The following is a 22368-nucleotide window of genomic DNA, read 5'->3' as shown; positions in this document are numbered from 1 at the left end:
GCCGCATCGAAAAAAAGGCCGCCCCGCGTGTTCGGGGCGGCCTTGTTCGTCAGGGAATCGGGCGCGGTCAGGCGGCCTGAGCCCGGTCGAAATCCGGTGCGGCGATCTCGCCGATCCGGTGACAGGCTACGTAATGGCCGGGGCCGGTCGCCAGCAGGGCGGGATCCTCGGCGCGGCACCGCTCGATCGCGAACGGGCAGCGCCCGGCGAACCGGCAGCCGGCGGGCGGATCGATCGGGCTCGGCGGCTCGCCGCGCACGAGGTAGCGCGCCTTCAGGGCGTCCCGCGCGGGGCCGGCCGGCACCGCCGCCGAGATCAGCGACCAGCTGTAGGGATGGCGCGGCGCGGAGAAGAACGTCCGGGTCGGCGCCTGCTCGACGATGCGGCCGAGATACATCACCGCGACCTCGTCGCAGAGGTGCTGCACGACGCCGAGGTCGTGCGAGATGAAGATGTAGGCGAGGCCGCGCTCGGCCTGGAGCTTGGCCAGGAGGTTGAGGATCTGCGCCTGGATCGCGACGTCGAGCGCCGAGACCGCCTCGTCGCAGACGATGATGTCGGGCTCGGTCGCCAGCGCCCGGGCGATGCACAGGCGCTGGCGCTGCCCGCCGGAGAACTGGTGCGGGAACAGGCTGCGGGCCTCGGCCGGCAGGCCCACCGCGGCGAACAGCGCGTCGAGCCGCGCCGCCGCCTGCCGTCGCGACAGCCCCTCCAGCAGCCGCAGCGGCTCGGCCACGAGGTCCCCGGCGCAGCGCCGGGGATCGAGGGAGGCGAACGGGTCCTGGAACACCATCTGGATGTGGCGGCGCGCCTGTCGGAGCTTGTCGCCCCGGAGGCCGAGGATGTCCGCGCCGCGCAGGACCACCTGACCGGCGGTCGCCGGGACGAGGCGCATGATCCCCTGCGCCGTGGTCGACTTGCCGGAGCCGGATTCCCCGACGATGCCGAAGCTGGCGCCCCGGCGCACGACGAAGCTCACGCCGTCGACGGCGTGGACACGCCCGCCCCCCGGGACCGGGAAGTGGACCTTCAGATCGTTGACCTGCAGGAGGTCCGCCCCGGTCGGGGCCGATGCGGCGTTCGACGTCATGCGGCGCGGGTCTCCGGGTGCCAGCAGGCCACCGCCCGGGCCGGGCCGGACTCGGCCAGGGCCGGCTGGGGCTTGTCCAGGCAGGTGGCGTCGGCCCGGCCGCAGCGGTCCGCGAAGGCGCAGATCGCCGGCCGCCGGCCGAGGGGCGGAACGAGGCCCGGGATCTCGCGCAGCGATTCCGACCCCGCATCGGCCGCCGCGCCGAGGCGCAGGTGCGGCGTGCAGGCCATCAGCCCGCGCGTGTAGGGATGCTGCGGCGCGCGCATCACCGATTGGGTGTCGCCCTGCTCGATGCAGCTTCCGGCGTAGAGCACCGCCACGCTGTCGGCGATGTCGGCCACCGCCCCGAGGTCGTGGGTGATCAGCACGATGGCGGTGCCCATCTCGTCCTGAAGGACCTTCAGCAGGTCGAAGACCTGTGCCTGGACGGTCACGTCGAGGGCCGTGGTCGGCTCGTCGGCGATCAGGAGCTTGGGCCGGCAGGCCAGCGCCATGGCGATCATCACCCGCTGACGCATGCCGCCGGACAGTTCGTGCGGATAGGCATGGAGGCGACGCTCGGCCGCCGGGATCTGCACGGCCCTCAGCATCGCCAGCGCCCGCTCCAGGGCGGCGCGGCGCCCGAGCCGCTGGTGCAGCCGCAGCGCCTCGGCGATCTGGTCGCCGACCGTGTAGACCGGATTGAGGGCCGTCATCGGCTCCTGGAAGATCATCGACAGGGCGCTGCCGCGCAAAGCCCGGAGCCGGGCCGGCCTGGCGGCCGCGATGTCCTCCCCGGCGAGCCGGATCCGGCCGTCGGCGCGGGCAAAGCCCTCCGGCAGCAGGCCCATGATGGCCAGCGCGGTCATGCTCTTGCCGCAGCCGGATTCGCCGACGAGGGCGATGGTGCGGCCGGCCTCGACGGAGAAGCTCAGGCGTTCCAGGACCGGCACGGGGCCGCCCGGCTGCGTCAGGGTGACAGTCAGATCCTCGACGGCGAGAACGGGGGCCATCGCTCAGCTCCGCTTGCGCAGGCGCGGGTTGACCGCGTCGTTGACCGCATCGCCCACGAGGCTGACGCCGAGGACCGCGAGGAAGATCGCCGCGCCGGGCAGCAGCACGGTCCACCACGCCTCCAGGGCATAGGCACGGTTCTGACCGATCATCAGACCCCAGCTCATCACGTTGGGGTCGCCCAGCCCGAGGAAGCTCAGGGCGCCCTCGAACAGCACGGCGGTGCCGATCGCCAGCGTCGCGGAGACCACGATCGGCGGCGCGGCATTCGGCAGGATCACCCGGCCGATCAGGTAGAGCGGTCCGGCGCCGGCCGCCCGGGCCGCCTTGACGAAGTCGAGGCCGCGCAGGCGCAGGAACTCGGCCCGGGTCAACCGGGCGGTGGGCGGCCAGGAGACGATGCCGATCGCGATCGTGGTGATGGCGATCCTCTGGCCGAACAGGGTGACGAGGACCATCGCGAACAGCAGGGTCGGCAGCACCTGGAAGAACTCGGTGACCTTCATCAAGGCCGCGTCGACCCGGCCGCCGAAGAAGCCCGCGAGCGCCCCGAAGGTCACGCCGATCACCACGGTGATGAGGGCCGCCGAGAACCCGACCAGCAGTGTCGCGCGGCCGCCCTGGAGCAGGGCCGCCAGAATGTCCTGGCCGAGGTAATCGGTGCCGAGCAGCGGGTCGCCCCCGGGCGGCTGGAACGGGGCGCCGACGATCTCGAACGGATCGACCCCGTAGAGGTGCGGGCCCGCCAGCGCGGCGAATAGCAGACCGATCAGGATGACGCAGCCCAGAATCCCACTGGGGTTGCGCAGGAACAGGCGCAGGGCGGCGAGGCCGGGATTCGCTGCGGGACGCGGCATCGGGGGCGCCTCGGAACGCAAAGGCGCGGGCCGCGCCGCCGGCTCGGCCGCGACGAGGGCGCTCATGCCGGCCTCCCGGCGCGGATCCGCGGATCGATCAGGCGGTAGAGGAAATCGGTGACGAGGTTCGCCGCGATGACCAGCAGCGCCGAGCAGAACAGGATGCCGAGCAGCGTCGGGTAGTCGCGTCGCAGGATCGAGTCGAAGGTCAGCCGGCCGAGCCCCGGCCACGCGAACACGGTCTCGACCAGGATCGCCCCGGCGAAGAGCTGGCCGAACTGGAGGCCCACCATGGTGACGAGGGGGATCAGCGCGTTGCGCAGGGCGTGCTTGCCGATCACGATCCGCTCCGGCAGGCCCTTGGCCCGGGCGGTCCGGACGTAGTCGGCGTTGAGCGCGTCGATCATGCTGGCGCGCATCAGGCGGCTGTACTGCGCGACGTAGACGATGCCGAGGGTGAGCGCCGGCAGAACCAGGTGCCGGGCGACGTCCAGGGCGTAGGCGATGCCGTGGCGCGGGGTGGCGACGTCCTCCATCCCGGCGACCGGCAGTACCGGCCACAGGGAGGCGAACACGACCAGCAGCATCAGGCCGGTCCAGAACACCGGCGCGGCGTTGCCGGCGATCGCCACCAGGGAGACGACGTGACTGAGGAGGCCGTTCGGCCTGCGGGCGCCCAGGATCCCGAGGCCGGCGCCGGCCAGTACCGCGAGGCCCAGGGACGACAGGACCAGCAGGGCGGTGGCCGGCAGCCGCCCGAGGATCAGGCGCGAGACCGGCTCGTTGAAGAAGAACGAATAGCCGAGATCCCCCCGCGCCACCTTGCCGACATAGGTCGCCAGCTGCTCGGGGAGGCTGCGGTCGAGGCCGTAGCGCGTGCGGATCTCCGCCATGATCTCCGGCGAGGCGCCGCCCATCTCCCCGGCGATGACCTGCGCCGGATCGCCCGGCGCCGCCTGGATCAGCAGGAAGTTCAGCACCACCACGGCGAGCAGCAGGCCGACGGCGTTCGCCGCCGTCGCGCCGAGCCTGCGCAGGCCCGTCATCGCTCGGCTCCGGCGGCGCCCTGCGCCCAGGCGACCTCGTCGAGGGGCGAGAGCGGCCCCCAGATCGACAGGGGCAGGTTCGTCAGACGCTTGTCGTAGACCGCCTTGTAGGGGGTGAGGTTGATGTAGGCGATCGGCGCCTCGGACACGACGATCGTCTGGAATTCGTCGTAGAGCGCCTTGCGCTTCTGCAGGTCGGTCTCGACCGCGGCGGCGTTCAGCAGTTCGTCGACCTTCGGGTTCCTGTACTGCTGGGTGTTCGACCAGATGACGCCCTTGCGGATGTTGGTCGACAGGTAGGTCCGCGCCACGCCGATCACCGGGTCGCCCCAGTTGAAGACGTTGTCCATGGTCAGGTCGAAGTCGAAGTTGGAGACGCGCTGTGCCCAGGTCGGGAAGTCCGGCGCGGCCCGGACCTGGAGGGCGATGCCGATCCGCTTGAGCCCGGCCCGGAGGTACTCGGCGACGTTGCGCTGCTGGTCGTTGTCGTTGGGGATGTAGTCGATGGTGAGCGGGAACCGCGTGCCGTCCGGCCCTTTCTTGAGCCCGGCCTCGTCGAGCAGGGCGTCCGCCTTGGCGATGTCGAGCTTGTAGAGGTCGACGGACGGCTCGTAGAACGGCGAGCCCGGCACGATCGGGCCGGTGGCGGGTTTCGCCACGCCGCCGAGCAGCTTGCCCGTGATGAAGTCGCGGTTGGCCGCCAGCGCGATCGCCCGGCGCACGCGCACGTCGTCGAGGGGCTTCTTCCCGCAGTTGAAGGCCAGCCAGTTGATCGGGCCGATCCCCTCGAAGCCGCGATCCGTCACCGTCAGGGTCGGCGCCTTGGCCAGGCGCTCGATGTCGCGCACCGAGGACAGGAACGGCAGCATGCCGATCTCGCGCCGCTCGGTGGCGATGACGAGGCTGTTCTGGTCCGGCAGGATCCGGTAAACGAGCCGCGCCAGTTTGGGCCGCCCGGGGATGAAGAACCGGTCGAACCGCTCCAGCTGAATTGACTCCCCCTGCTTGTACTCGACGAACTTGAACGGGCCGGAGCCGACGGGCTTCAGGTTGGCCGGATGGGTCTTGATGTCCTGGCCGTCGCCGTAGACGTGCTTGGGCAGGATCGGCATCAGGCCGGGCGACATGGCCAGCAGCAGCGCCGGGTGCGGGCGCGCGAGCCGGATGACCACCGTGTGGGCGTCGGGGGTCTCGACCGTCGCGACCGGCTCCAGCATGGTCTGGAACGGATGGTTGGCCTTGATCACCCCGATCGAGAAGGCGACATCCTCCGCGGTCAGCGGGTGTCCGTCGTGGAAGACGGCGTCCTCCACGAGGTGAAGCGTCACGCTCAAGTTGTCGGGGGCGACGGCCCAGGATTTCGCCAGGTAGGGTTGCGGGTTCCACTGGTCGTCGTAGCGCAGCGGGCTCGCGAAGATCTGTGTCGAGACCATCCCGGTGGCGATGCCGGACTGCACGGCGCCGTTAAAGTGGCGCGGCACCTGGCTGGTGCCGATCACCAGCGGCGCATTGGTGTCGTCGGCCAGAGCCTCCGGCAGGCCGAGGATCGGGGCCGTCAGGGGCGCGGCGAGGACCGAGAGGCCGGCGCCGAGGAGCGTGCGTTTGGTCAGGCGCATCGGGTTCGGTCTCCGTGTGGGGTGTGCGGGGGGCGCAACGCGGCGTCGAGGAGGCCGGCCAGCGCCGGGCCGGCTTCGGGATCGGTGGCCGCGATGCCGACGAGCTCGGCCGCGTCGGGCGCGGGCTCCGGCAGCGGCGACAGGCTCCAGCGGCGCCCGACCATCTGAAGCAGGTGCATCCCGGGCCTGTCGGCCAGACCGAGCCGCCCCTTCAGCCGCAGGAGCGAGGCCGGCATGCCGGTGAGCGCCCGTTCGAGCGCGGCGCGGTCGAACGCGCCCGCGCGCCGGTAGAGCAGGCGCTGGAAAGCCTCCTCGTGCGTGACCGCCTCGGCCCGCAGCCGGGCCGATCCCCGCCGGGCCCGGTCCGGACCCGCGCCGCCGAGATCGAAGACAGAAGCGGGCAGCGCGGCCGCCACGGTCTCGATGACCGGGACGCCGGGCGCGAGGGCGGCGAGCGTATCCCGGGCTGCCGCGCGGCCCGCTTCGTCCACGAGGTCGCGCTTGTTGAGCACGAGGAGGTCGGCGGCGCGGATCTGGCGGGCGAGCGTGTCGCCCAGGCGCGGGTCGGCGGCGAGGCCCGGCACGCGCTCGGCATCCGCCAGCACGACGACGCCGCGCAGGACGAGGCCGGGCTCCACCAGGGCGATCTCCGCGATGGCGCCCGGATCGCCGACGCCGCTCGCCTCGATCACGATGTGATCGAAGGGTTCGGGCTCCGCGAGGACGCGCATCAGCGTATCGAGGAAGCCGTCGGCGAGGCTGCAGCAGACGCAGCCATTGGTCAGCCGGAGGGTCTGCCCGTCATGGTCCTGGATCAGGCCCGCATCGACGTTGATCGCCCCGAAATCGTTGACCAGCACCGCGTAGCGGCCCTGCGATCCGGCGAGCAGCCGGTTCAGCAGCGTCGTCTTGCCGGCTCCGAGGAAGCCGCCGACCACCGTCAGCGGGCAGCGCGTCGCGGGCGCGGGAAGCCCGGGCCTCATGCCGGCGGCACCGCGAAGACGCGGCCGCCCAGCACCGTGGCGTGAACCGGGATATCCTTGAGCGCCTCCGGGGGCGTCTCGAACGGATCCGCGTCGAGGACGGCGAAATCGGCGAACTTCCCGGCCTCGATGGAGCCCACGCAGTGATCCATCCGCAGGGTGTAGGCGGCCCCGAGCGTGACGGCGTGCAGGGCTTGGGCGACGCTCAGCCGCTCCTCGGGGCCGAGCACGCGCCCCGACGACGTGGTCCGGTTGACGGCGCACCAGGCGGTGAACAGCGGCCCCAGCGGCGTCACCGGCGCGTCCGAGTGGATTGCGAGCGGGATGCCGAGCCGCGCCGCGCTCCCGGCTGCGTCGATCCGGGCCGCCCGTTCGGGTCCCATCGTCAGGTCGTGATGGGAGTCGCCCCAGTAGTAGAGGTGGTTCGAGAACAGGTTGAGGCACAGGCCCAGGGCCTTGACCCGCCGCAGCTGCGCCTCGGTCGCCATCTGGCAATGCTGGAGGGTGTGCCGGTGATCGGGACGGGGATGGGCGATCTGCGCCTTCTCGACCGCGTCGAGGGCCGCCTCGGTGGCCTCGTTGCCGTTGGTGTGGATGTGAAGCTGAATGCCGGCGGCGTGGTAGATGCCGACGATCCGGTCGAGATCCTCGGGGGCGACGTACCAGAGGCCGTTCGGCGCGCCGTTGTGATAGCCCGGCGGCAGGAGCCGGGCGGTGAAACCCTGGATCGACCCGTCGACGACGATCTTCACGATGCCGAAGCGCAGGCGCTCGGTATTCGCGGCCACGAGGCGGCCGATCCTGGCGACGCCGTCTTCCGGGGGACACGAGACCGAGGCTAGAGCCGGCACGATCCGCACCGGCAGGCCCTCGACGCAGGCGGCGCCGTAGACCGCCACGGTCGCATCCGTGAGGTCGTTGTGCAGGTCGGCGATGGTGGTGATGCCCTGGAGCTGCGCGGCCGCACCGAACCGGCCCACGTCGGCGGCGTCGAGGGTCCCGCTCATCGGGTTGTAGCCGAGCCCCCGAAACAGGCGCAGCCGGGCGGCGATCCCCTGCAGCTCGCCGGACGGGGTGCCGTCCGGCAGTTTCGGCACGCCGTCGATGGCGGTGGTCTCGTCGAAGCCCGCCATCTCCAGGAGCAGGCTGTTGACGTTGGTGATGTGCAGGCTGGCGTGGTGGACCATCACGGGCCGGGTGGTCGAGACCCGGTCGAGGTCGTGCCGGGTCAGGCGCGCGCCGCCGAGATGCAGCGGATCGAAGCCCCAGCCGTAGAGCAGCTGGTCCGGGTCTGCGATGGATCGGTCCGCCTCCGAGAGCCGGTCCACGACGGCGCCGATGTCACGCAGGCCCGGCACGCGGCGTCCGTCCGGGCTGCGGCGGTCGCCGGCGCCGACATAGGTCTGGCGCCAGAGGGTGCCCTCCATCACGTGGGCGTGCCCCTCGACGAAGCCGGGGAGGATGACCTTGTCGGCGAAGCGGCGATCCGGAACCGCGTCGAGCCCGGCGCAGTCCTCCGCCGTCCCGACCATCAGCACGCGCCCGTCGTGCACGGCGATGTGCGTCGCCTCCGGCCGCGATGGATTCATCGTGATGACCCGCCGGGCCTCGAAGAGGGTGATCTCGCTCGGCATGGCTGTCCTCGGCACGGCGCCCAGGATGTCGGTCGCCCGTCCGAGCCGCTAGCGCCAGACGCCGGGAATGAAGGGGGCCAGCCCGCATCGCCCGGGGGATGCGGGGCTACGAGGACGATCTGGCAGCCGTTGCATCCCGTGCGGCGTCGTGGCCGGCGGTATCACCGCATCGCGCGATTGCACGCCGTGTTGCTGCCTGCCGTCACCGTCGCGTCCAGATCGGGGCGAGAGCGGGCGCGACAGCCATGTCGGCTTCACCGATACTCTGACCAGAAGTGGACCGTCGCGAGTCTACCTTCGACGGCCATTCGGCCTTGGACCTTGCGTGGCCACGCATGACAGAGGCGGCCACCCCGACAGGCAGACGCGTCGAAAACCACACCCACCATGACCCGATCCAGGCGAGATCAGGCCGCGATTTGCCGTACGTTCAAGCCGGCAATCGATCGGTGGCTGGTGCATGAAACTGCGGCCGCTCTGAGGACCAGCAGATCGATCAGCGTAATGAGTTCGCTATCGCCCAGCTCGAAAATGGTTTCCCGCAGCTCCATCACACGCAGCAAGACTGCTTCGGCGTGGACCGGTAACGCCGTGACTTTCTGGCCGACCTTGAGAGACTGCTTTGCCATGCGGTGCCCCCACACCCAATTGCAATCTTAATTTGTAATCGGAAGGTTGATAAACGGTTAAAACGCAACCTGTGATGTTTTATCGGGTATTGACGACGCGCCTGCGTCTGGGTCGCCCCTGTTTGGCTTGCCACTCAATGAAGCCATTCGGGGCGCCGTCCGCCCTGACCGAAAGCAGCCAGCCGCTGATTATCTTCGCTTCCCGAATTGCCGGGATCGAACAGATGAACGGCGCGCTCCTGTCGCCGAGTTGCTTCATCCCTGCTTCTCAGTGCGTCGGCAAACCAGCCGCGCGTCCGCAAAGACGCAGCGCGCGGCCGAAATGGTAAAGATTTTGCTCCGCCGTTGTCGCTAATAGCGCGCAAATCGGCGCGGAATCGCCAGCCAAGTCCAAGTTTATGCGCTTATTGATCTCGGAATTGACCAGTCTATAAATAGATAAGGCTAGGAATAAGGCTACAGTGAGCACTTGTTCTAGGTTGTATTGATGGCGAAGTGCAATTTCCGATATAGATCGCTCCTCGCCGGGTCCCTCGTGCTCGCATCGGCTTGTCTCGCGCTGACTCCCGCACGAGCCGACCTCGCCAATGTCGTCCGCATCGTGCTGCAGAAGGGGCGGCACTATGATCCCGGCGACCTCTATCTGCACCGGGGCGATACGATCACCCTCGTCAACGGTGACCAGAGTGCCGTGCATCACGCCTTCATCGAAGCCGATCGCTTTGCCTTCGATGCCGGCGATCAGGAGCCGGGCGGACAGACGACCCTGGTTCTCAAAGAGGCTGGTGACTTCGTCATCCAGTGTGGAATCCATCCGAAGATGAAGCTCACCCTTCACGTCCAATAGCGGCGCAGGTCGCACAGTTCTTGAAGTTGCAGGATGTGTTCGCGGTCGGATCGAGCGGCATCAATCGAATAGTCATTACTCGGATGCTGTGCGCGACGGATCGATGGGCTGAGGCAGCGCCGGCAGCGATCCATACGTTTCATAGAGACAGGGATGAGGACGCCAGAGACATGTCAAATCGCTTCTTGGACGCCCTGATGTGTTGGGCCCTGCGTTCGCCAATCTACGGATGGCTGGGAAACAAAGTTGTCGTCGCGCTGGCAGGCAAGCCATCGCATCGCGGCGAGGCGGACGACGCGGTCCATGCGAGGGTATGGGTGCGGTAGTCGGGGGGGGGAGCTCGATTCAGGCCGCTTGGGCGAGGTCGCCCTGGATCGAGGCCAGTGCCCGCTCCAGCGCTGCGAAACAGGCCGGGTCGAATGCTGTGCCGAGATCCGCACGCATGATGCCGAGCGCCTTCTCAAGCGGCATGGCCGAGCGGTAGGGCCGATCGGCGGTCAGCGCGTCGAAGACATCGGCGACAGAGACGATGCGGGTCTCCGGTGCGATCGCGTCGCCGCTCAATCCGCGTGGGTAGCCCTTACCGTCCAACCGCTCATGGTGACCGCCACCGATGCTCGCCATCTCGTGGAACGCAGCGACGCGGCGCAGGATGGTTTCCGACAGAGTGGCGTGGTTGCGCATATCCCGCCACTCCGCATCGTCCAGCTTGCCGTTCTTGTCGAGAATGGCGTTCGAGACGCCGAGTTTCCCGACGTCATGCAGAAGCGCGGCGCGCTTCAACCAGCGACGTCGCTCCGGGGCGTAGCCGAGTTCGGCCGCGATCATGTCGGCGTAGACCGCGACCCGTTCGGAGTGGCCGGACGTGAACGGGCTCTTGGCATCGATGATCTGCGCGAAGGCTCGGGCGATGTCATCGAGATAGTCTTCGTCCACCACGATCGGGCTCCCTTGGGCCAGGGCGAAGACCGCCTCCTCGATCTCGCTCGAGGCCAGGGTCTCCCAGAAGCCGGGCTCGACCGCGACCGCCTCGAAGCAGGCCACAACCTCAGGATCGAACCATTTGCCCGATCGCGCCCGCGCCTCGGCGATCGCTGCCGTCGGGCCGGCTGCGGTGTGAAAGACGTCGACGACCTGAGCGAGCAACGCGATGCGTGCGTAGAGCGGGATGGCGGAACCGGCGAGCCGATCCGGTCGGCCACCGCCGTTCCAATGCTCATCCAGGGCGTGGATGGCTTCGCAGACGCTTACTGGAAAGCGAAGCTGACCGGCGATCTGCGCACCGCGTTGGCAGCGGGTCTGAATGAGGTCATCGACGATCTCGCCACCGTTCTGCAAGATGTTGAGCACGGCGCGGAAGCGTTCGGCGAGGCCGGCCTTGAGACCTGTATGGGAGAAGACGAAACCCAGCACCTTCGGCAGGCTATCGCTCACCGTCTTGAAGTCACGTTTGAAGCTGAGATCGTCGGAGAGATAGAGTTCGCAGATGCGCGCGGCGTTGCTGGAGCAACCGAGATCCTTCAGCATCACCGTGTGGTAGAGTTCCCAGAGTTGTGCGTCCGACAGGCCCATCTTTCGGCCGATGTTGAAGCCGATCCAGGTCGCGCGGACGCAATGTCCAACCGGCTGGCCTTCCGTCAGATCGAGCGCGTGGCTCAAGGCGCCGAGCACTTCCGAGAGATGGATTGTCTTTGCTTCCTCTTGCCCGTCCGTCACGATCTGCATCGTTCTTGCCCGGTCTCTTGCCCAACAGGCCACTATAGGCGGCAAGACTGCCCGAAGAAGCTGAGTAAAACGTTGCACGGCCTGACGTTCACGAGCCAGCCCGAAGCGAAGTTTCCAGCATATGCACAAGGTTTGCGGCGGATGCGCCGGCGGGACCGCCCATGCGTCTCAGCCAGTCACGCCGTTTCGGCGCGAAGATCGGGGGGGGGGGAGGTTTGATTCCAATATGTCTTTGGAACCCTCTTCTTGAGACGAAGGGCTCATCAGATCTACGATTCCGCGGACGCTCACGCTCAGGTTGCGATTACGCGGCGCTATGCACGCGGAGCGGGTCGGAAAGTCGCGGGCCGGGCCGGGTTGAACCCCGCCTATCGGGCCGCCGTGAACGGAGCCTGACCAAGTGTCGGGGACTGCCTCGAGGATCCAGCGGACGGCTGTCAGAAAGGCTGACGCCCTTGCGCGTGAGTTGGAGCGGGCGATCGGGATCGAACCGACGACATTCAGCTTGGGAAGCTGACGTTCTACCACTGAACTACGCCCGCCGACATGAGGAGCGTCCGATTCGGCAAAGCGGTTCACCCGCTCGGCCTCAAACCAGAGCCAACATGCGCGGCCATGATCTAGCAGCCTGACCGCGGCGGCGTCAAACGGATCATCCGCGGTTCCCCGCCGGGCAATCCGGACGGGCGCGACTCCGCCGGACCCTGCCGTCACCGACCCAATCAGGCGATGCGCGACACGCTGCCTGTCTGCGATCGGTGGGACTCGCGGGCCGAATCGTAGGCACGGTTTCGGAGGGCCGTCTCGCTGGGCAATTGATCGATCACGGTGCCGGAGGACTTATCGACGACCTGAAAGACGATGGTGCTCGTATCGAGATCCTGGATGTAGCGGGCTTTGCCGTTCGGCGTGCCGATATCGAGCTTCACCGCCGGCTCGAGCGTCGTGGAACGCGTGGCGGCGTCGGACGGCTGTTGCGTCTCGGCCGGAGCGGCTGTGGCGCCGAGGGCGTCCAGGCCCTGCGGTCCCGGCGGGGCCCCCGCCAGCGGGCGGATCTCCATGGCTGATCTCCTGCGATCCTGTGATCGAGGGATTGAGCCGATACGCCGCCTAACCGTTCCTTAACGTTGGGCCTCCGTCCACCGGAGGCCGAGCGGCGATCCGGCATGCGCTGAAGATTCCGTTACCGTGTCGACACGAATGCGTGCTGTCCTCGCGCGTGCGGCACCGAGTCTCGGCGCCCGCGATCGGACGGAAACGCCGGATGCGCCAGTTCTGCGCGGTCCTGATGATCATGACGGTGCCGGTCGCGGCCGCCGCCGATGGCGGCACTGCGGCGAGCCGGAGCCGCTTCATCGCGCGGTACCGGTGTGCGCTGGCGGCGCGCCTGGATGGGATCCATCGCCGTGGCCCGGTCGAAAACGCCCGCGACCGATTCATCGTCATCGCCCTGCGCGGCGAGCCGCAGCGCTACGTTCAGTGCCTCTTCCACGATCGCGACACGCGGATGCTGTGCGAAGCCTCATCCGGTGCTTACGGCCCGACCGGCCAGGGCCGGTTGCATCTGGAGCCATCCGCCCGGGCGGCCCTGCAGGCGCTGGGCTACGCCCAGGCCAACCCGCACGTCAATTTCGCCCGGGAGGTCGAGCTTGGAGATCCGCCGGATGTCAGAATCGCGGCGGACCTGATGCTGGCGGCGCTGCATGACGGCTACGGCGCCCGCCCGGGATCGGCGATCGACGTTCGGGTCCCGCCCGGCGACGATCCGGTGACCGCCTGCGGCACGCCCGAATCCTGAACGGATCGGGCGTGCCGTCATCTCACTCGGCGGCGTCGACGTAGAGCTTCCCGCCCTCGGCCAGGAATTCCTGCGACTTCGCCTTCATGCCGGCCTCGGCCTCGGCCTTCGACATCGCGGGCGCCGCGCCCACGACCTCGCCGGCCTCCTCCATCGCCAGCACCTCGGCGCGCAGATCCTGCGTGATCTTCATCGAGCAGAACTTCGGCCCGCACATCGAGCAGAAATGCGCGACCTTGTGGGCGTCCTTCGGCAGGGTCTCGTCGTGGAAGCGCCGGGCGGTATCCGGATCGAGGCCCAGATTGAACTGGTCCTCCCAGCGGAAGTCGAACCGGGCGCGGCTCAGCGCGTCGTCGCGCAGCTGCGCGGCGGGGTGGCCCTTGGCGAGGTCGGCGGCGTGGGCGGCGATCTTGTAGGTGATGACGCCGGTCTTCACGTCGTCCCGGTCGGGGAGCCCCAGATGCTCCTTCGGGGTGACGTAGCAGAGCATCGCGGTGCCGAACCAGCCGATCATCGCGGCGCCGATGCCCGAGGTGATGTGGTCGTAGCCGGGGGCAATGTCGGTGGTCAGCGGGCCGAGGGTGTAGAACGGCGCCTCGCCGCACTCCTTCAGCTGCTTCTCCATGTTGACCTTGATCTTGTGCATCGGCACGTGGCCGGGGCCCTCGATCATCACCTGGCAGCCCTTGTCCCAGGCGACCTTGGTCAGCTCGCCCAGCGTCTCCAGCTCGCCGAACTGGGCGGCGTCGTTGGCGTCGGCGATCGAGCCGGGGCGCAGGCCGTCGCCCAGGGAGAACGACACGTCGTAGGCCCGCATGATGTCGCAGATCTCGTCGAACCGCTCGTAGAGGAACGATTCCCGGTGCCCGGCGAGGCACCAGCGCGCCATGATCGAGCCGCCGCGCGAGACGATGCCGGTGACGCGCCGGGCGGTCAGCGGCACGTGGGCCAGCCGCACGCCGGCATGGATCGTGAAGTAGTCGATCCCCTGCTCGGCCTGCTCGATCAGCGTGTCCTTGAACACCTCCCAGTCGAGCTTGAGCGGGTCGCCGCCGACCTTCTCCAGCGCTTGGTAGATCGGCACCGTGCCGATCGGGACCGGGCTGTTGCGGATGATCCACGAGCGGATGTTGTGGATGTTGCGCCCGGTCGACAGGTCCATGACCGTATCGGCGCCCCAGCGGATCGACCAGACCAGCTTCTCGACCTCTTCGGCGGCAGACGACGTCACGGCCGAGTTGCCGATATTGGCGTTGATCTTGACCAGGAAGTTCCGGCCGATCGCCATCGGCTCCAGCTCGGTGTGGTTGATGTTGGCCGGGATGATCGCCCGGCCGCGGGCGATCTCGTCGCGGACGAATTCGGGGGTGATGAAGGGCGGCACCGCGGCGCCGAAGCTCTGGCCGTCGGCGAGGGCGGCCTCGGCGCCCTCCAGCATCTGCTCGCGGCAGGCGTTCTCGCGGTGGGCGACGTAGATCATCTCCTCGGTGATGATCCCGGCCCGGGCGAACTCGTACTGCGTGACCATCTGGCCGGGCGCCGCCTTGCGGATGGTCCGCTCGGCGGGGCAGGGGGCCACGAGCTTGTCGCCGGCGAAACCGTTATCCTCGGGCTTCACCGCCCGGGGCTCGACCGCCGTATAGCCGCGGGCCGCGATCCAGGGCTCGCGCACGCCGGTCAGGCCGGCGTTGAGGTCGATGCGCGCGTCGGTCTCGGTGTAGGGGCCCGACGGGTCGTAGACCCGCACCGGCGCCTCCTTCGGGTCGGAGAGGGCGATCTCGCGGTAGGGCACGCGGATGTCCGGCCGTCCGGCCGGGCTCGCATAGACCTTGCGCGATCCGGTGACCGGACCGGTGGTCACGGCCTCGGGGTTGCCTGTCACGTCCTTGGGGCGAACGGGTACGTTCATCGTGGGCCTCTCCTCGTCCTGGAGCGGTCCGGTCCACGCGATGGGTGAGATGAGAGAGCCGGCCGCGAGGCGCGCGACCGCAGGTTCCCGTCCCTCCGCCGGTATGAGCCGGATCAGGTTCAAGGGTCAGGGCCGTATGCCCAATCTCAGCCCCCTGCGGGGCCCCCCTCGGAACGATTCAAGACTCACGGTTGCTGCCGGCTTTGTCAATGCTGCGGGACGACACCGAACGACATCCACGCACGAAGGTCTGGTGGCGTTCGAAGCGGGCCCCGAACGGCATGACCGACGGATCTGGATCTAGGACCAGATTCCGCAACCTGGCTCCAGGAGGGGCTGCCTGCACCCCAGGTCGGTCGACAGATCTTTGTCGGCGCTTCTCGAAAGCGGCTACTCGCCGAATCGGCAATGTAGTCTCGTTTCCGGCTCGGAAATCTAGTCTCTATAGAAAGATGCCAGATACTAAAAGAGACACTACTGGTCGGCTTCCTCTCTCAACCCGTCGATAGTTCACGAAGGCAGTGCAATTCACCAGCGCCCTGTACTGCTCGGGGCACCGAACCGCGAAATTGGAGGCATCGTCGACCTGAAGGGTGAGGAGTTCGCCGGGTTGCACCGTACGGGTCATCGTGCCTGACTGCTGGTCGTCTGCATATGACATGCAATGGATCCACGCATTCATATTCGGATCGTAGTCGTCGGGAAATCCGAACAGGTCAGAGAATACTGTGTGAAAGGAAGACCAATCCGAAATCGATTGGACGGGAATCTGCACGACAACGGTGTTCATTGAAAAGGCGATACGGAGCTCGGATTGAGTCGGCAAGAGGTCGCGCGTCGACCGGGCGGCGGCATCCGTCAAGCGAGGAACTTATTCTGGGTCGGAGAGGCGCAGATCCACTCTGTGCGGTCCTTCGCATGGTCAAGCCGACTCGGTAATGACCCCCGGGATATGTATCTGCGCCCACCACTTGCTCTCGCCGATCCGAATGCGCCTTCTCATCGGTCTCGTGCTTGCGGGGCTCCTCCTCTACGGGCTGGCGCTCGTCGCGCTCGCCCTGGGGCAGCGCCGCTTCCTGTATCCGGGTGCCTATCGGCCATCGCCGCCGGCGGTGGTGCCACCGGGGGTCGAGCGGATCACGATCGCCACCGCGGATGGCGAAACGCTCCACGCCCTCTGGCGGGCGCCACGGCCGGGTTGCGGCATCGTGATCACCTTCCACGGCAACGGCTCCCGCCCGGAGCCGCACGCGGCGCGCTTTTCAGCCAATCCATGGTTCGCGGCCGGCTGGGGCGTTCTGGCCCCGGCCTATCGCGGCTATCCGGGTTCGACCGGACGTCCGAGCGAGGACGGCCTGATCCGAGATGGTCTTGCAGCTTGGGCGGAAGCCCTGGCCCGGGCGCCGGGGGCGCCGATCCTGCTGCACGGCCATTCCCTCGGGGCCGCCGTTGCGGTCGCGGTCGCCGAGCGCTCCGCGGCAATCGGGCTCTACCTGGAGGCGCCGTTCGACTCGATGACCCACACGGTGCGGCTGCATGCCCCGCTGGCACCGTCCTGGCTCCTGCGCGACACCTACCGCTCGGATCTGCGCATCCGCACCGGGATGGCGCCGGTGCTGATCGTCCAGGGCCGCGACGATCCGGTGGTTCCGGCCAAGCTCGCCCTGGCGCTCGCCGCCGCGGCCGGGCCCCGGGCGCGGATCGAGCTGGTGCCGGGCGACCATGTCTCGATCCTGGGCCTCCAGGACCGCGAGGCGCAGGCGCTGTTCGGGGCGCGCGTCGTCGGAAAGTGTGCGGTGACCGGGACGGTGGAATAACCGGCGGATGAGGGAGGTCGTGGGTGGTCGGACGGCGGTCCCGGCGCTGGAGCGCCGATGATCCCGATCAGCCGGGGGTCGCGCCCCGGGTCGATCCGGTCTGCCCGCTCTGCGAGCGGCCGATCCCGCCCCGTGCCCGGTCCAGCCTCCATCACCTGACGCCGAAGCTGAAGGGCGGCACCCATCGCGGCACCGTGCGGCTCCACCAGATCTGCCACTCGGCCATCCACGCCCGCTACAGCGAGGCCGAGATTGCCAAGCGGCTCGCCGACGTGGAGGCGCTGCGGACCGATCCGGAGATCGCCCGGTTTCTCGCCTGGGTCCGCGGCAAGCCCGACGACTTCCACGCCGCGACGCGCATGACCCGCGACCGGCGCACGTCCCGACGCAAGACCTGAGCGGCCAATCTTTACCAAGTATTGGCCACGGCAACAAATCGACCGCCGGTCGAATCTTGCCATCAACCAAACCGGGTCCAGGATCATCGCAGTATCGGGGATGCGATGATGGCTGGGGCAGGGGACGCACGGGATCGACTGGCCTGGGTCGATATCGCCAAGGGGATCTGCATTCTCCTCGTCGTGATGATGCATTCCGTGACGGGCACGGGCGACGCCATGGGGGGCGAAGGCTTTCTCCACCCGGTGGTCGCCTTCGCGAAGCCGTTCCGGATCCCGGACTTCTTCCTGCTGTCGGGCCTGTTCATGGGACGGGTCATCGACCGCGATTGGCGCCTGTTCTCCGACCGGCGCGTCGTCCACTTCGCCTACTTCTATCTGCTGTGGCTGGTGATCCAGTCGGCCGCGAAATACGGGAAGATCGTCGGCGATGGCGGCCCGGCCGCTTTCGCGGCGCACCTCGCGCATAGCCTGATCGAGCCCTATTCCAGCCTGTGGTTCATCTACCTGCTGGCGGTGTTCTCGGTGGTGACGAAGCTGCTGCGCCGCGTGCCCGGCGGCGTGCTGCTGGCCGCAGCCGCGCTTCTGCAGATCGCCGACCTCCGCAGCGACTCGACCCTCGTCGAGGAGTTCTGTGCCCGCTACGTCTACTTCGTGGCCGGATATCTGTTCGCCGACCGGATCTTCGCCCTGGCGGACGCGGCCCGGAGGCATGTCGGGCCGGCGCTCGGCGGCCTCGCCCTCTGGGCCGCCGTCGAGGGGTGGCTGGCCCTGACGCCCGGCAGCGGTCCCGTCCATCCGACCCTGGCAAGCCTGCCGCTGGTGAGCCTCGCCCTGGGCGCAGCCGGCGCGCTCGCGATCGTGGTGGCGGCCGCCCTGATCGGCCGGGCCGGCGGCCCGGTCGCCGAAGCCATCCGCACCTGCGGCCGGCGCTCGATCGTCATCTACCTCGCGTTCTCCCTGCCGATGGCGGCGGCGCGCGAGATCCTCGTCCGAACCGGGATCATCTCCGACATCGGCGCCGTGAGCCTGATCGTCATGGTCGTGGCGGTGCTGCTGCCGCTCGCCCTGGAGCGGCTCGTCCGCGGCACGCCGCTGGACGTTCTGTTCGTCCGGCCCGCGCGCTTCCACCTCGCGCCGGCCCGGATGCCGGCCCGCTCGGCCCTGCCGGCGACCTGACGGGACGGCTCAAGCTTCGAAGGCGATGCCGATCCGCCGGCTTTGCCGCCACGCGACGGTGGCCTCCCGCGGATCACCGTCCGCCGTGAGCCGGAGTGGGAACCGATCCGGCACCGCTTCGCCGTCCTCGACCTCGATCTGGGCGCCCGTCTCGGTCGCGTCCCAGACCAGGCAGCCGACCTCGCCACGCGGCAGGAGCAGGGCGCCGAACGTGAAGGCGTTCCTGCGGAACGTGCCGCGGCGGTCCTCCGTCATGAGCCTCTCCTTCGATCGCATGCGCCCGCAGCCCCGGGCTTTGCTGCCCGGGACCATGACGAACGGTCGTTAACAGGCTGAATACGGACGGCGCGCGCCGCATTCTGACGGAGATCAGTAATCGTCCCGGTAATCTCTGTAGCGCCGCGGTGCTGGCCGATCGTAATCGTCGTCGTAAGGGCGACGTACCGGCGGGCGGTCATAGTCGCGGTCGTAGCCACGGTCGTCGCGGTCATCGTCGCGGCGGCGGTTATAGCCATCGTCCCGGTAACGGTCGTTCGATCCGCCGGCATTGATGCGCGGGGCGTACCGGCAGCTCTTCGGCTGGCCCGGGGCCGGATCGCCGAAGGTCTGTGCGTTGCAGGCGATCACGCCACCCTGCGGGAACGGCCGGCCGTTGGTCCGGCCGGGGACACCGAAATAGACGTTGGTGGGATAGGGCATCCGGCAGACACCCCCCTCCTGAGCGCAGGCGATCAGGTTCACCGTATCGAGCTGGTAGGCCTGGGCCGCGGTGAGCGCCACGAGGCTCAACCCCAGCGAGCCGGCCGTGACGGCCGAGACAATCCGAATTCTCACGTCCCCGAATCCCCGTGATGCGTGATGCCACGGCCGATTAATCCGGATGGCGGCTTCCGGCCAGCGGCCGCGCTCGTTATGGCGTCGGCGCACGATATCGATCGCGTGAGGACGGGTCGCACCGGTTGCTGCCGGAGCGCGATGGATCGGGAGGACCTGAGTGAGGGATGCGTCCGCGCACGAGCTTCTGCTGCTCAGCGCCCTGCAGGAATGCCGGATCGAACTGGAGGCCGCGCGCCGGGACGAGGCGACCCGGGCGGCCGTGCGCGGCGAACTCGAAGCCGCGCTCCGGCGCGAGGAGGTTCTCAAGGCCGAGATCGTCCTGGAGCGGGAGCGGACGGAGGCGGTTCGTCTGGTGCTTCAGGCGCTGCTGATGAGCCTGCGCCGCTTCGGCCTGCGCCGCCGGCTGTTCCTGTCGCGCGTCGCCCGCCTCGGCCGGGAGACGCCGGATGCCGGTCCGCAATCGGCCCGTCACCCCGTCTTGCTCGCCGAGGCGCGGCGGGTGATGGGCGTGGCGGCACCTTCGGACGCGACGCCTGCGGACGCGGCGCCGAGAGGTTGATGCGGCCTTAACGGATTGGCGAGCCTTCTCGTCCAGCATCACCCCGATGCGGTCACAAACGGATTCGACAAGGCGGGCGCGCGGCTGCCCCTGTCGTATTTAATACCGGGGCCGAAGCCGCAGCATGGCGCGCGCGACAACGGTGCGGCGTCGCCCGCGATGGGCGCGCCGGTCCGGATCAATCGAAGACGGGATGCATGGCCAAAGGTCGGGGCAGGATCGAGCCGAATTTCGACGTGCCGGAAGGGCGCGCGCGGGATCGCGGCGATCTCGATCTGCGCCTGTCCCGTGAGGACCGGCCCGGATCAGGAGAACGCGTGGCGAATCGAGCGGGTGGACCGTCACGCAAGCCGGCGAAGACGCCGGCACGTCCGACGGGTGCGGGCCGGAAGCGGCGGCGGCGGTCATGGCTCGGCCGTATCGTCTACGGCACGGTGGTGCTCGGCCTCTGGGCCGTCATCGGGCTTGCCGGGCTCATCGCCTACCATGCGTCGCAGCTTCCGCCGATCGACCAACTCGCGGTGCCGAAGCGCCCGCCCAACATCGCGATCCTGGCGAGCGACGGCACGCTGCTGGCCAACCGCGGCGAGACCGGCGGCCGGGTGGTCTCCATCAAGGAATTGCCGCCCTACCTGCCCCGGGCCTTCGTGGCGATCGAGGACCGGCGCTTCTACCAGCATTTCGGGGTCGATCCGGTCGGCATCCTGCGGGCCGTCGGCCAGAACCTGACCCGGCGCGGCGTCGCGCAGGGCGGCTCGACGCTGACCCAGCAGCTCGCCAAGAACCTGTTCCTGACGCCTGAGCGCTCCGCATCGCGAAAAATCCAGGAGGCGATCCTCGCCCTCTGGCTGGAGCACAAATATACGAAGGACGAGATCCTCGAACTCTACCTGAACCGCGTCTATTTCGGCGCCGGCGCCTACGGCGTCGAGGCGGCGGCGCAGCGCTATTTCGGCAAGCCCGCCAAGGAGGTGTCGCTCGCCCAGGCCGCGATGCTCGGCGGCCTCGTCCAGGCGCCCTCGCGTCTCGCCCCGAACCGCAACCTGCCGGCCGCGCAAGCCCGCGCCGCCCAGGTACTGGCCGCCATGCAGGAACTCGGCTTCGCCTCTGCCCAGGACGTGAAGGTGGCGCTCGCCCAGCCGGCCAGGCCCGCCAATGCCCGGGGCGGCGGCTCGGCCAACTACGTCGCCGACCTCGTGATGGACGTGCTCGACGATTACGTCGGCAAGTTCGACACCGACATCACCGTCCAGACCACGGTGGATACCGGCCTCCAGGCTACCGCCGAGCGGACGCTCACCGAGGAGCTGAACGCCAAGGGCGCCCGCTTCAACGTCGGCCAGGGCGCGCTGGTGTCGATGCGGCCCGACGGGGCGATCCGCGCGCTGATCGGCGGGCGCGACTACGGGCAGAGCCAGTTCAACCGCGCCACCACGGCGAAGCGCCAGCCCGGCTCCTCGTTCAAGCCGTTCGTGTACCTGACCGCGGTCGAGCACGGCGCCACCCCCGACACGGTGCGCGACGACGCGCCGATCCGGATCGGCACCTGGGCGCCGGAGAACTATTCGCACCGCTACGAGGGTCCGGTCACCCTGCGCACGGCGCTCGCCCATTCCCTCAACACCGTGGCGGTGCGCCTCGGCCAGGAGGTCGGCCCGAAGGCGGTGGTGCAGACGGCGCAGCGCCTCGGCATCACCTCGCCGCTCCAGGCCAACGGCTCGATCGCCCTCGGCACCTCCGAGGTGACGCTGCTGGAGATGGTCGGCGCCTACGGGGCCTTCGCCAATGGCGGCACCGGCGTCATCCCCTACGTGGTCACCGCCGTGAAGGGACAGGACGGCAAGGTTCTCTACAAGCGCGCCGAGAGCGGCCTCGGCCGGGTCATGAGCGCCGATGCCGACGGCATGATGAACGCCATGATGCACGAGACCTTCGTCAGCGGCACCGCCAAGAAGGCCGACATCCCGGGCTGGGACCTCGCCGGCAAGACCGGGACCACCCAGGATTACCGGGACGCGTGGTTCATCGGCTATTCGGGCAGCCTCGTGACCGGGGTCTGGCTCGGCAACGACGATGGCGAGCTGACCAAGAAGGTGACGGGCGGCAACCTGCCGGCGGAGGTCTGGAAGACCTACATGACCCAGGCGCTGAAGGGTCAGAACCCGGTTCCGCTGCCCAACATCAACCGCTGGCGGCGAACGCCGGAGACGACCGCCTCGGTGGCGAGCGCCGGCCAGGAGGCGCCGGGCGGGGTCCTCGGCCAGATCTTCGGCGCGCCGGAGGCTCCGGTGCCGCGCGCGGCCGCGGCGGCCCGGCGGGCGCCGAAGGACGATCGCAACTTCATCGAGAAGTTGTTCGGGATCGGCGACTGAGCGCCGATCGCCTCGGGCGCGCGTGCAATACGGGGTCTCCGATCTGCCTGCCGCCCGATCGAGACTGGGATACCAGAAA

Annotated in this window: 21 protein-coding genes, 1 tRNA gene and 1 riboswitch; of the genes, 6 read left to right on the top strand and 16 right to left on the bottom strand. The window is 68.8% G+C overall.

What is annotated here, in order from left to right:
* Positions 1-67: 67 nt before the first annotated feature.
* From AAHG09_RS02000 to AAHG09_RS01945, 12 genes are all read right to left on the bottom strand, one after another.
* The gene (locus AAHG09_RS02000; protein ID WP_342105050.1) at positions 68-1090 is read right to left on the bottom strand and encodes an ABC transporter ATP-binding protein; all 1023 of its coding nucleotides are present in this window, start codon (positions 1088-1090) and stop codon (positions 68-70) included.
* A complete protein-coding gene (locus AAHG09_RS01995; RefSeq protein WP_342105048.1) occupies positions 1087-2082 on the bottom strand; it encodes an ABC transporter ATP-binding protein in 996 nt (331 codons plus the stop codon). Before AAHG09_RS01995 ends, AAHG09_RS02000 begins: the two co-directional genes overlap by 4 nt.
* A gap of 3 nt (positions 2083-2085) precedes the next feature.
* Positions 2086-3006 carry an ABC transporter permease gene (locus tag AAHG09_RS01990; protein ID WP_342105045.1) on the bottom strand — a complete coding sequence of 307 codons (921 nt, stop codon included), beginning with the start codon at positions 3004-3006 and terminating at the stop codon, positions 2086-2088.
* On the bottom strand, positions 3003-3986 hold the full coding sequence (locus AAHG09_RS01985) for an ABC transporter permease (RefSeq protein WP_342105043.1): 984 nt from the start codon (positions 3984-3986) through the stop codon (positions 3003-3005). The genes AAHG09_RS01990 and AAHG09_RS01985 overlap by 4 nt, the downstream gene beginning before the upstream one ends.
* Positions 3983-5602: an ABC transporter substrate-binding protein gene (locus AAHG09_RS01980; RefSeq protein WP_342105041.1), complete on the bottom strand. Its 1620-nt coding sequence runs from the start codon at positions 5600-5602 to the stop codon at positions 3983-3985. Before AAHG09_RS01980 ends, AAHG09_RS01985 begins: the two co-directional genes overlap by 4 nt.
* Positions 5593-6585 carry a CobW family GTP-binding protein gene (locus AAHG09_RS01975; RefSeq protein WP_342105039.1) on the bottom strand — a complete coding sequence of 331 codons (993 nt, stop codon included), beginning with the start codon at positions 6583-6585 and terminating at the stop codon, positions 5593-5595. Before AAHG09_RS01975 ends, AAHG09_RS01980 begins: the two co-directional genes overlap by 10 nt.
* Positions 6582-8219 carry an amidohydrolase gene (locus AAHG09_RS01970; protein WP_342105037.1) on the bottom strand — a complete coding sequence of 546 codons (1638 nt, stop codon included), beginning with the start codon at positions 8217-8219 and terminating at the stop codon, positions 6582-6584. Before AAHG09_RS01970 ends, AAHG09_RS01975 begins: the two co-directional genes overlap by 4 nt.
* 407 nt (positions 8220-8626) lie before the next feature.
* The gene (locus tag AAHG09_RS01965) at positions 8627-8848 is read right to left on the bottom strand and encodes a hypothetical protein (RefSeq protein WP_342105035.1); all 222 of its coding nucleotides are present in this window, start codon (positions 8846-8848) and stop codon (positions 8627-8629) included.
* Positions 8849-9116: 268 nt separating this feature from the next.
* Positions 9117-9662: a hypothetical protein gene (locus AAHG09_RS01960; RefSeq protein ID WP_342105033.1), complete on the bottom strand. Its 546-nt coding sequence runs from the start codon at positions 9660-9662 to the stop codon at positions 9117-9119.
* Between the two features lie 378 nt (positions 9663-10040).
* A complete protein-coding gene (locus tag AAHG09_RS01955; protein WP_342105031.1) occupies positions 10041-11420 on the bottom strand; it encodes an HD-GYP domain-containing protein in 1380 nt (459 codons plus the stop codon).
* Positions 11421-11887: 467 nt separating this feature from the next.
* Positions 11888-11962 (bottom strand) — tRNA-Gly (locus tag AAHG09_RS01950).
* Positions 11963-12142: 180 nt separating this feature from the next.
* Entirely contained in the window at positions 12143-12481 is a 339-nt protein-coding gene (locus tag AAHG09_RS01945; protein ID WP_342105029.1) for a flagellar protein FlaG, read from the bottom strand.
* A gap of 203 nt (positions 12482-12684) precedes the next feature.
* Between AAHG09_RS01945 and AAHG09_RS01940 the strand changes: the two genes are divergently transcribed.
* Positions 12685-13218 carry a TY-Chap domain-containing protein gene (locus AAHG09_RS01940; protein ID WP_342105027.1) on the top strand — a complete coding sequence of 178 codons (534 nt, stop codon included), beginning with the start codon at positions 12685-12687 and terminating at the stop codon, positions 13216-13218.
* Between the two features lie 22 nt (positions 13219-13240).
* Here the strand turns inward: AAHG09_RS01940 and thiC are convergent, their stop codons facing one another.
* Both thiC and AAHG09_RS01930 read right to left on the bottom strand, forming a co-directional pair.
* Positions 13241-15127, bottom strand: coding sequence for a phosphomethylpyrimidine synthase ThiC (gene thiC, locus AAHG09_RS01935; RefSeq protein WP_342105026.1), 1887 nt, complete (start codon positions 15125-15127; stop codon positions 13241-13243).
* 73 nt (positions 15128-15200) lie between these two features.
* Positions 15201-15306, bottom strand: a riboswitch (TPP riboswitch).
* A gap of 263 nt (positions 15307-15569) precedes the next feature.
* Positions 15570-15917, bottom strand: coding sequence for a barstar family protein (locus AAHG09_RS01930; protein ID WP_342105464.1), 348 nt, complete (start codon positions 15915-15917; stop codon positions 15570-15572).
* 199 nt (positions 15918-16116) lie between these two features.
* Between AAHG09_RS01930 and AAHG09_RS01925 the strand changes: the two genes are divergently transcribed.
* From AAHG09_RS01925 to AAHG09_RS01915, 3 genes are all read left to right on the top strand, one after another.
* Positions 16117-16944 carry an alpha/beta hydrolase gene (locus AAHG09_RS01925; RefSeq protein WP_342105024.1) on the top strand — a complete coding sequence of 276 codons (828 nt, stop codon included), beginning with the start codon at positions 16117-16119 and terminating at the stop codon, positions 16942-16944.
* Positions 16945-16967: 23 nt separating this feature from the next.
* A complete protein-coding gene (locus AAHG09_RS01920) occupies positions 16968-17342 on the top strand; it encodes an HNH endonuclease family protein (RefSeq protein WP_342105022.1) in 375 nt (124 codons plus the stop codon).
* Between the two features lie 108 nt (positions 17343-17450).
* Positions 17451-18521, top strand: coding sequence for an acyltransferase family protein (locus AAHG09_RS01915; protein WP_342105463.1), 1071 nt, complete (start codon positions 17451-17453; stop codon positions 18519-18521).
* Positions 18522-18530: 9 nt separating this feature from the next.
* On the opposite strand, the gene AAHG09_RS01910 is transcribed toward AAHG09_RS01915, so the two are convergent.
* Both AAHG09_RS01910 and AAHG09_RS01905 read right to left on the bottom strand, forming a co-directional pair.
* Positions 18531-18776 (bottom strand): pilus assembly protein PilZ, encoded by a 246-nt coding sequence (locus tag AAHG09_RS01910; RefSeq protein WP_342105020.1) that lies wholly within the window; start codon positions 18774-18776, stop codon positions 18531-18533.
* A gap of 114 nt (positions 18777-18890) precedes the next feature.
* Positions 18891-19355, bottom strand: coding sequence for a hypothetical protein (locus AAHG09_RS01905; protein WP_342105018.1), 465 nt, complete (start codon positions 19353-19355; stop codon positions 18891-18893).
* Positions 19356-19515: 160 nt separating this feature from the next.
* Between AAHG09_RS01905 and AAHG09_RS01900 the strand changes: the two genes are divergently transcribed.
* Entirely contained in the window at positions 19516-19917 is a 402-nt protein-coding gene (locus tag AAHG09_RS01900) for an ATP-dependent helicase (RefSeq protein ID WP_342105015.1), read from the top strand.
* A 197-nt stretch (positions 19918-20114) separates the two neighbouring features.
* Positions 20115-22289, top strand: coding sequence for a transglycosylase domain-containing protein (locus tag AAHG09_RS01895; protein ID WP_342105013.1), 2175 nt, complete (start codon positions 20115-20117; stop codon positions 22287-22289).
* Positions 22290-22368: the final 79 nt, after the last annotated feature.

This window comes from Methylobacterium guangdongense (assembly GCF_038442355.1).
Lineage (GTDB): Bacteria > Pseudomonadota > Alphaproteobacteria > Rhizobiales > Beijerinckiaceae > Methylobacterium > Methylobacterium guangdongense.
The sequence above is the reverse complement of the archived record's forward strand: the minus strand, read 5'-3'. Positions and strand labels throughout refer to the sequence as shown.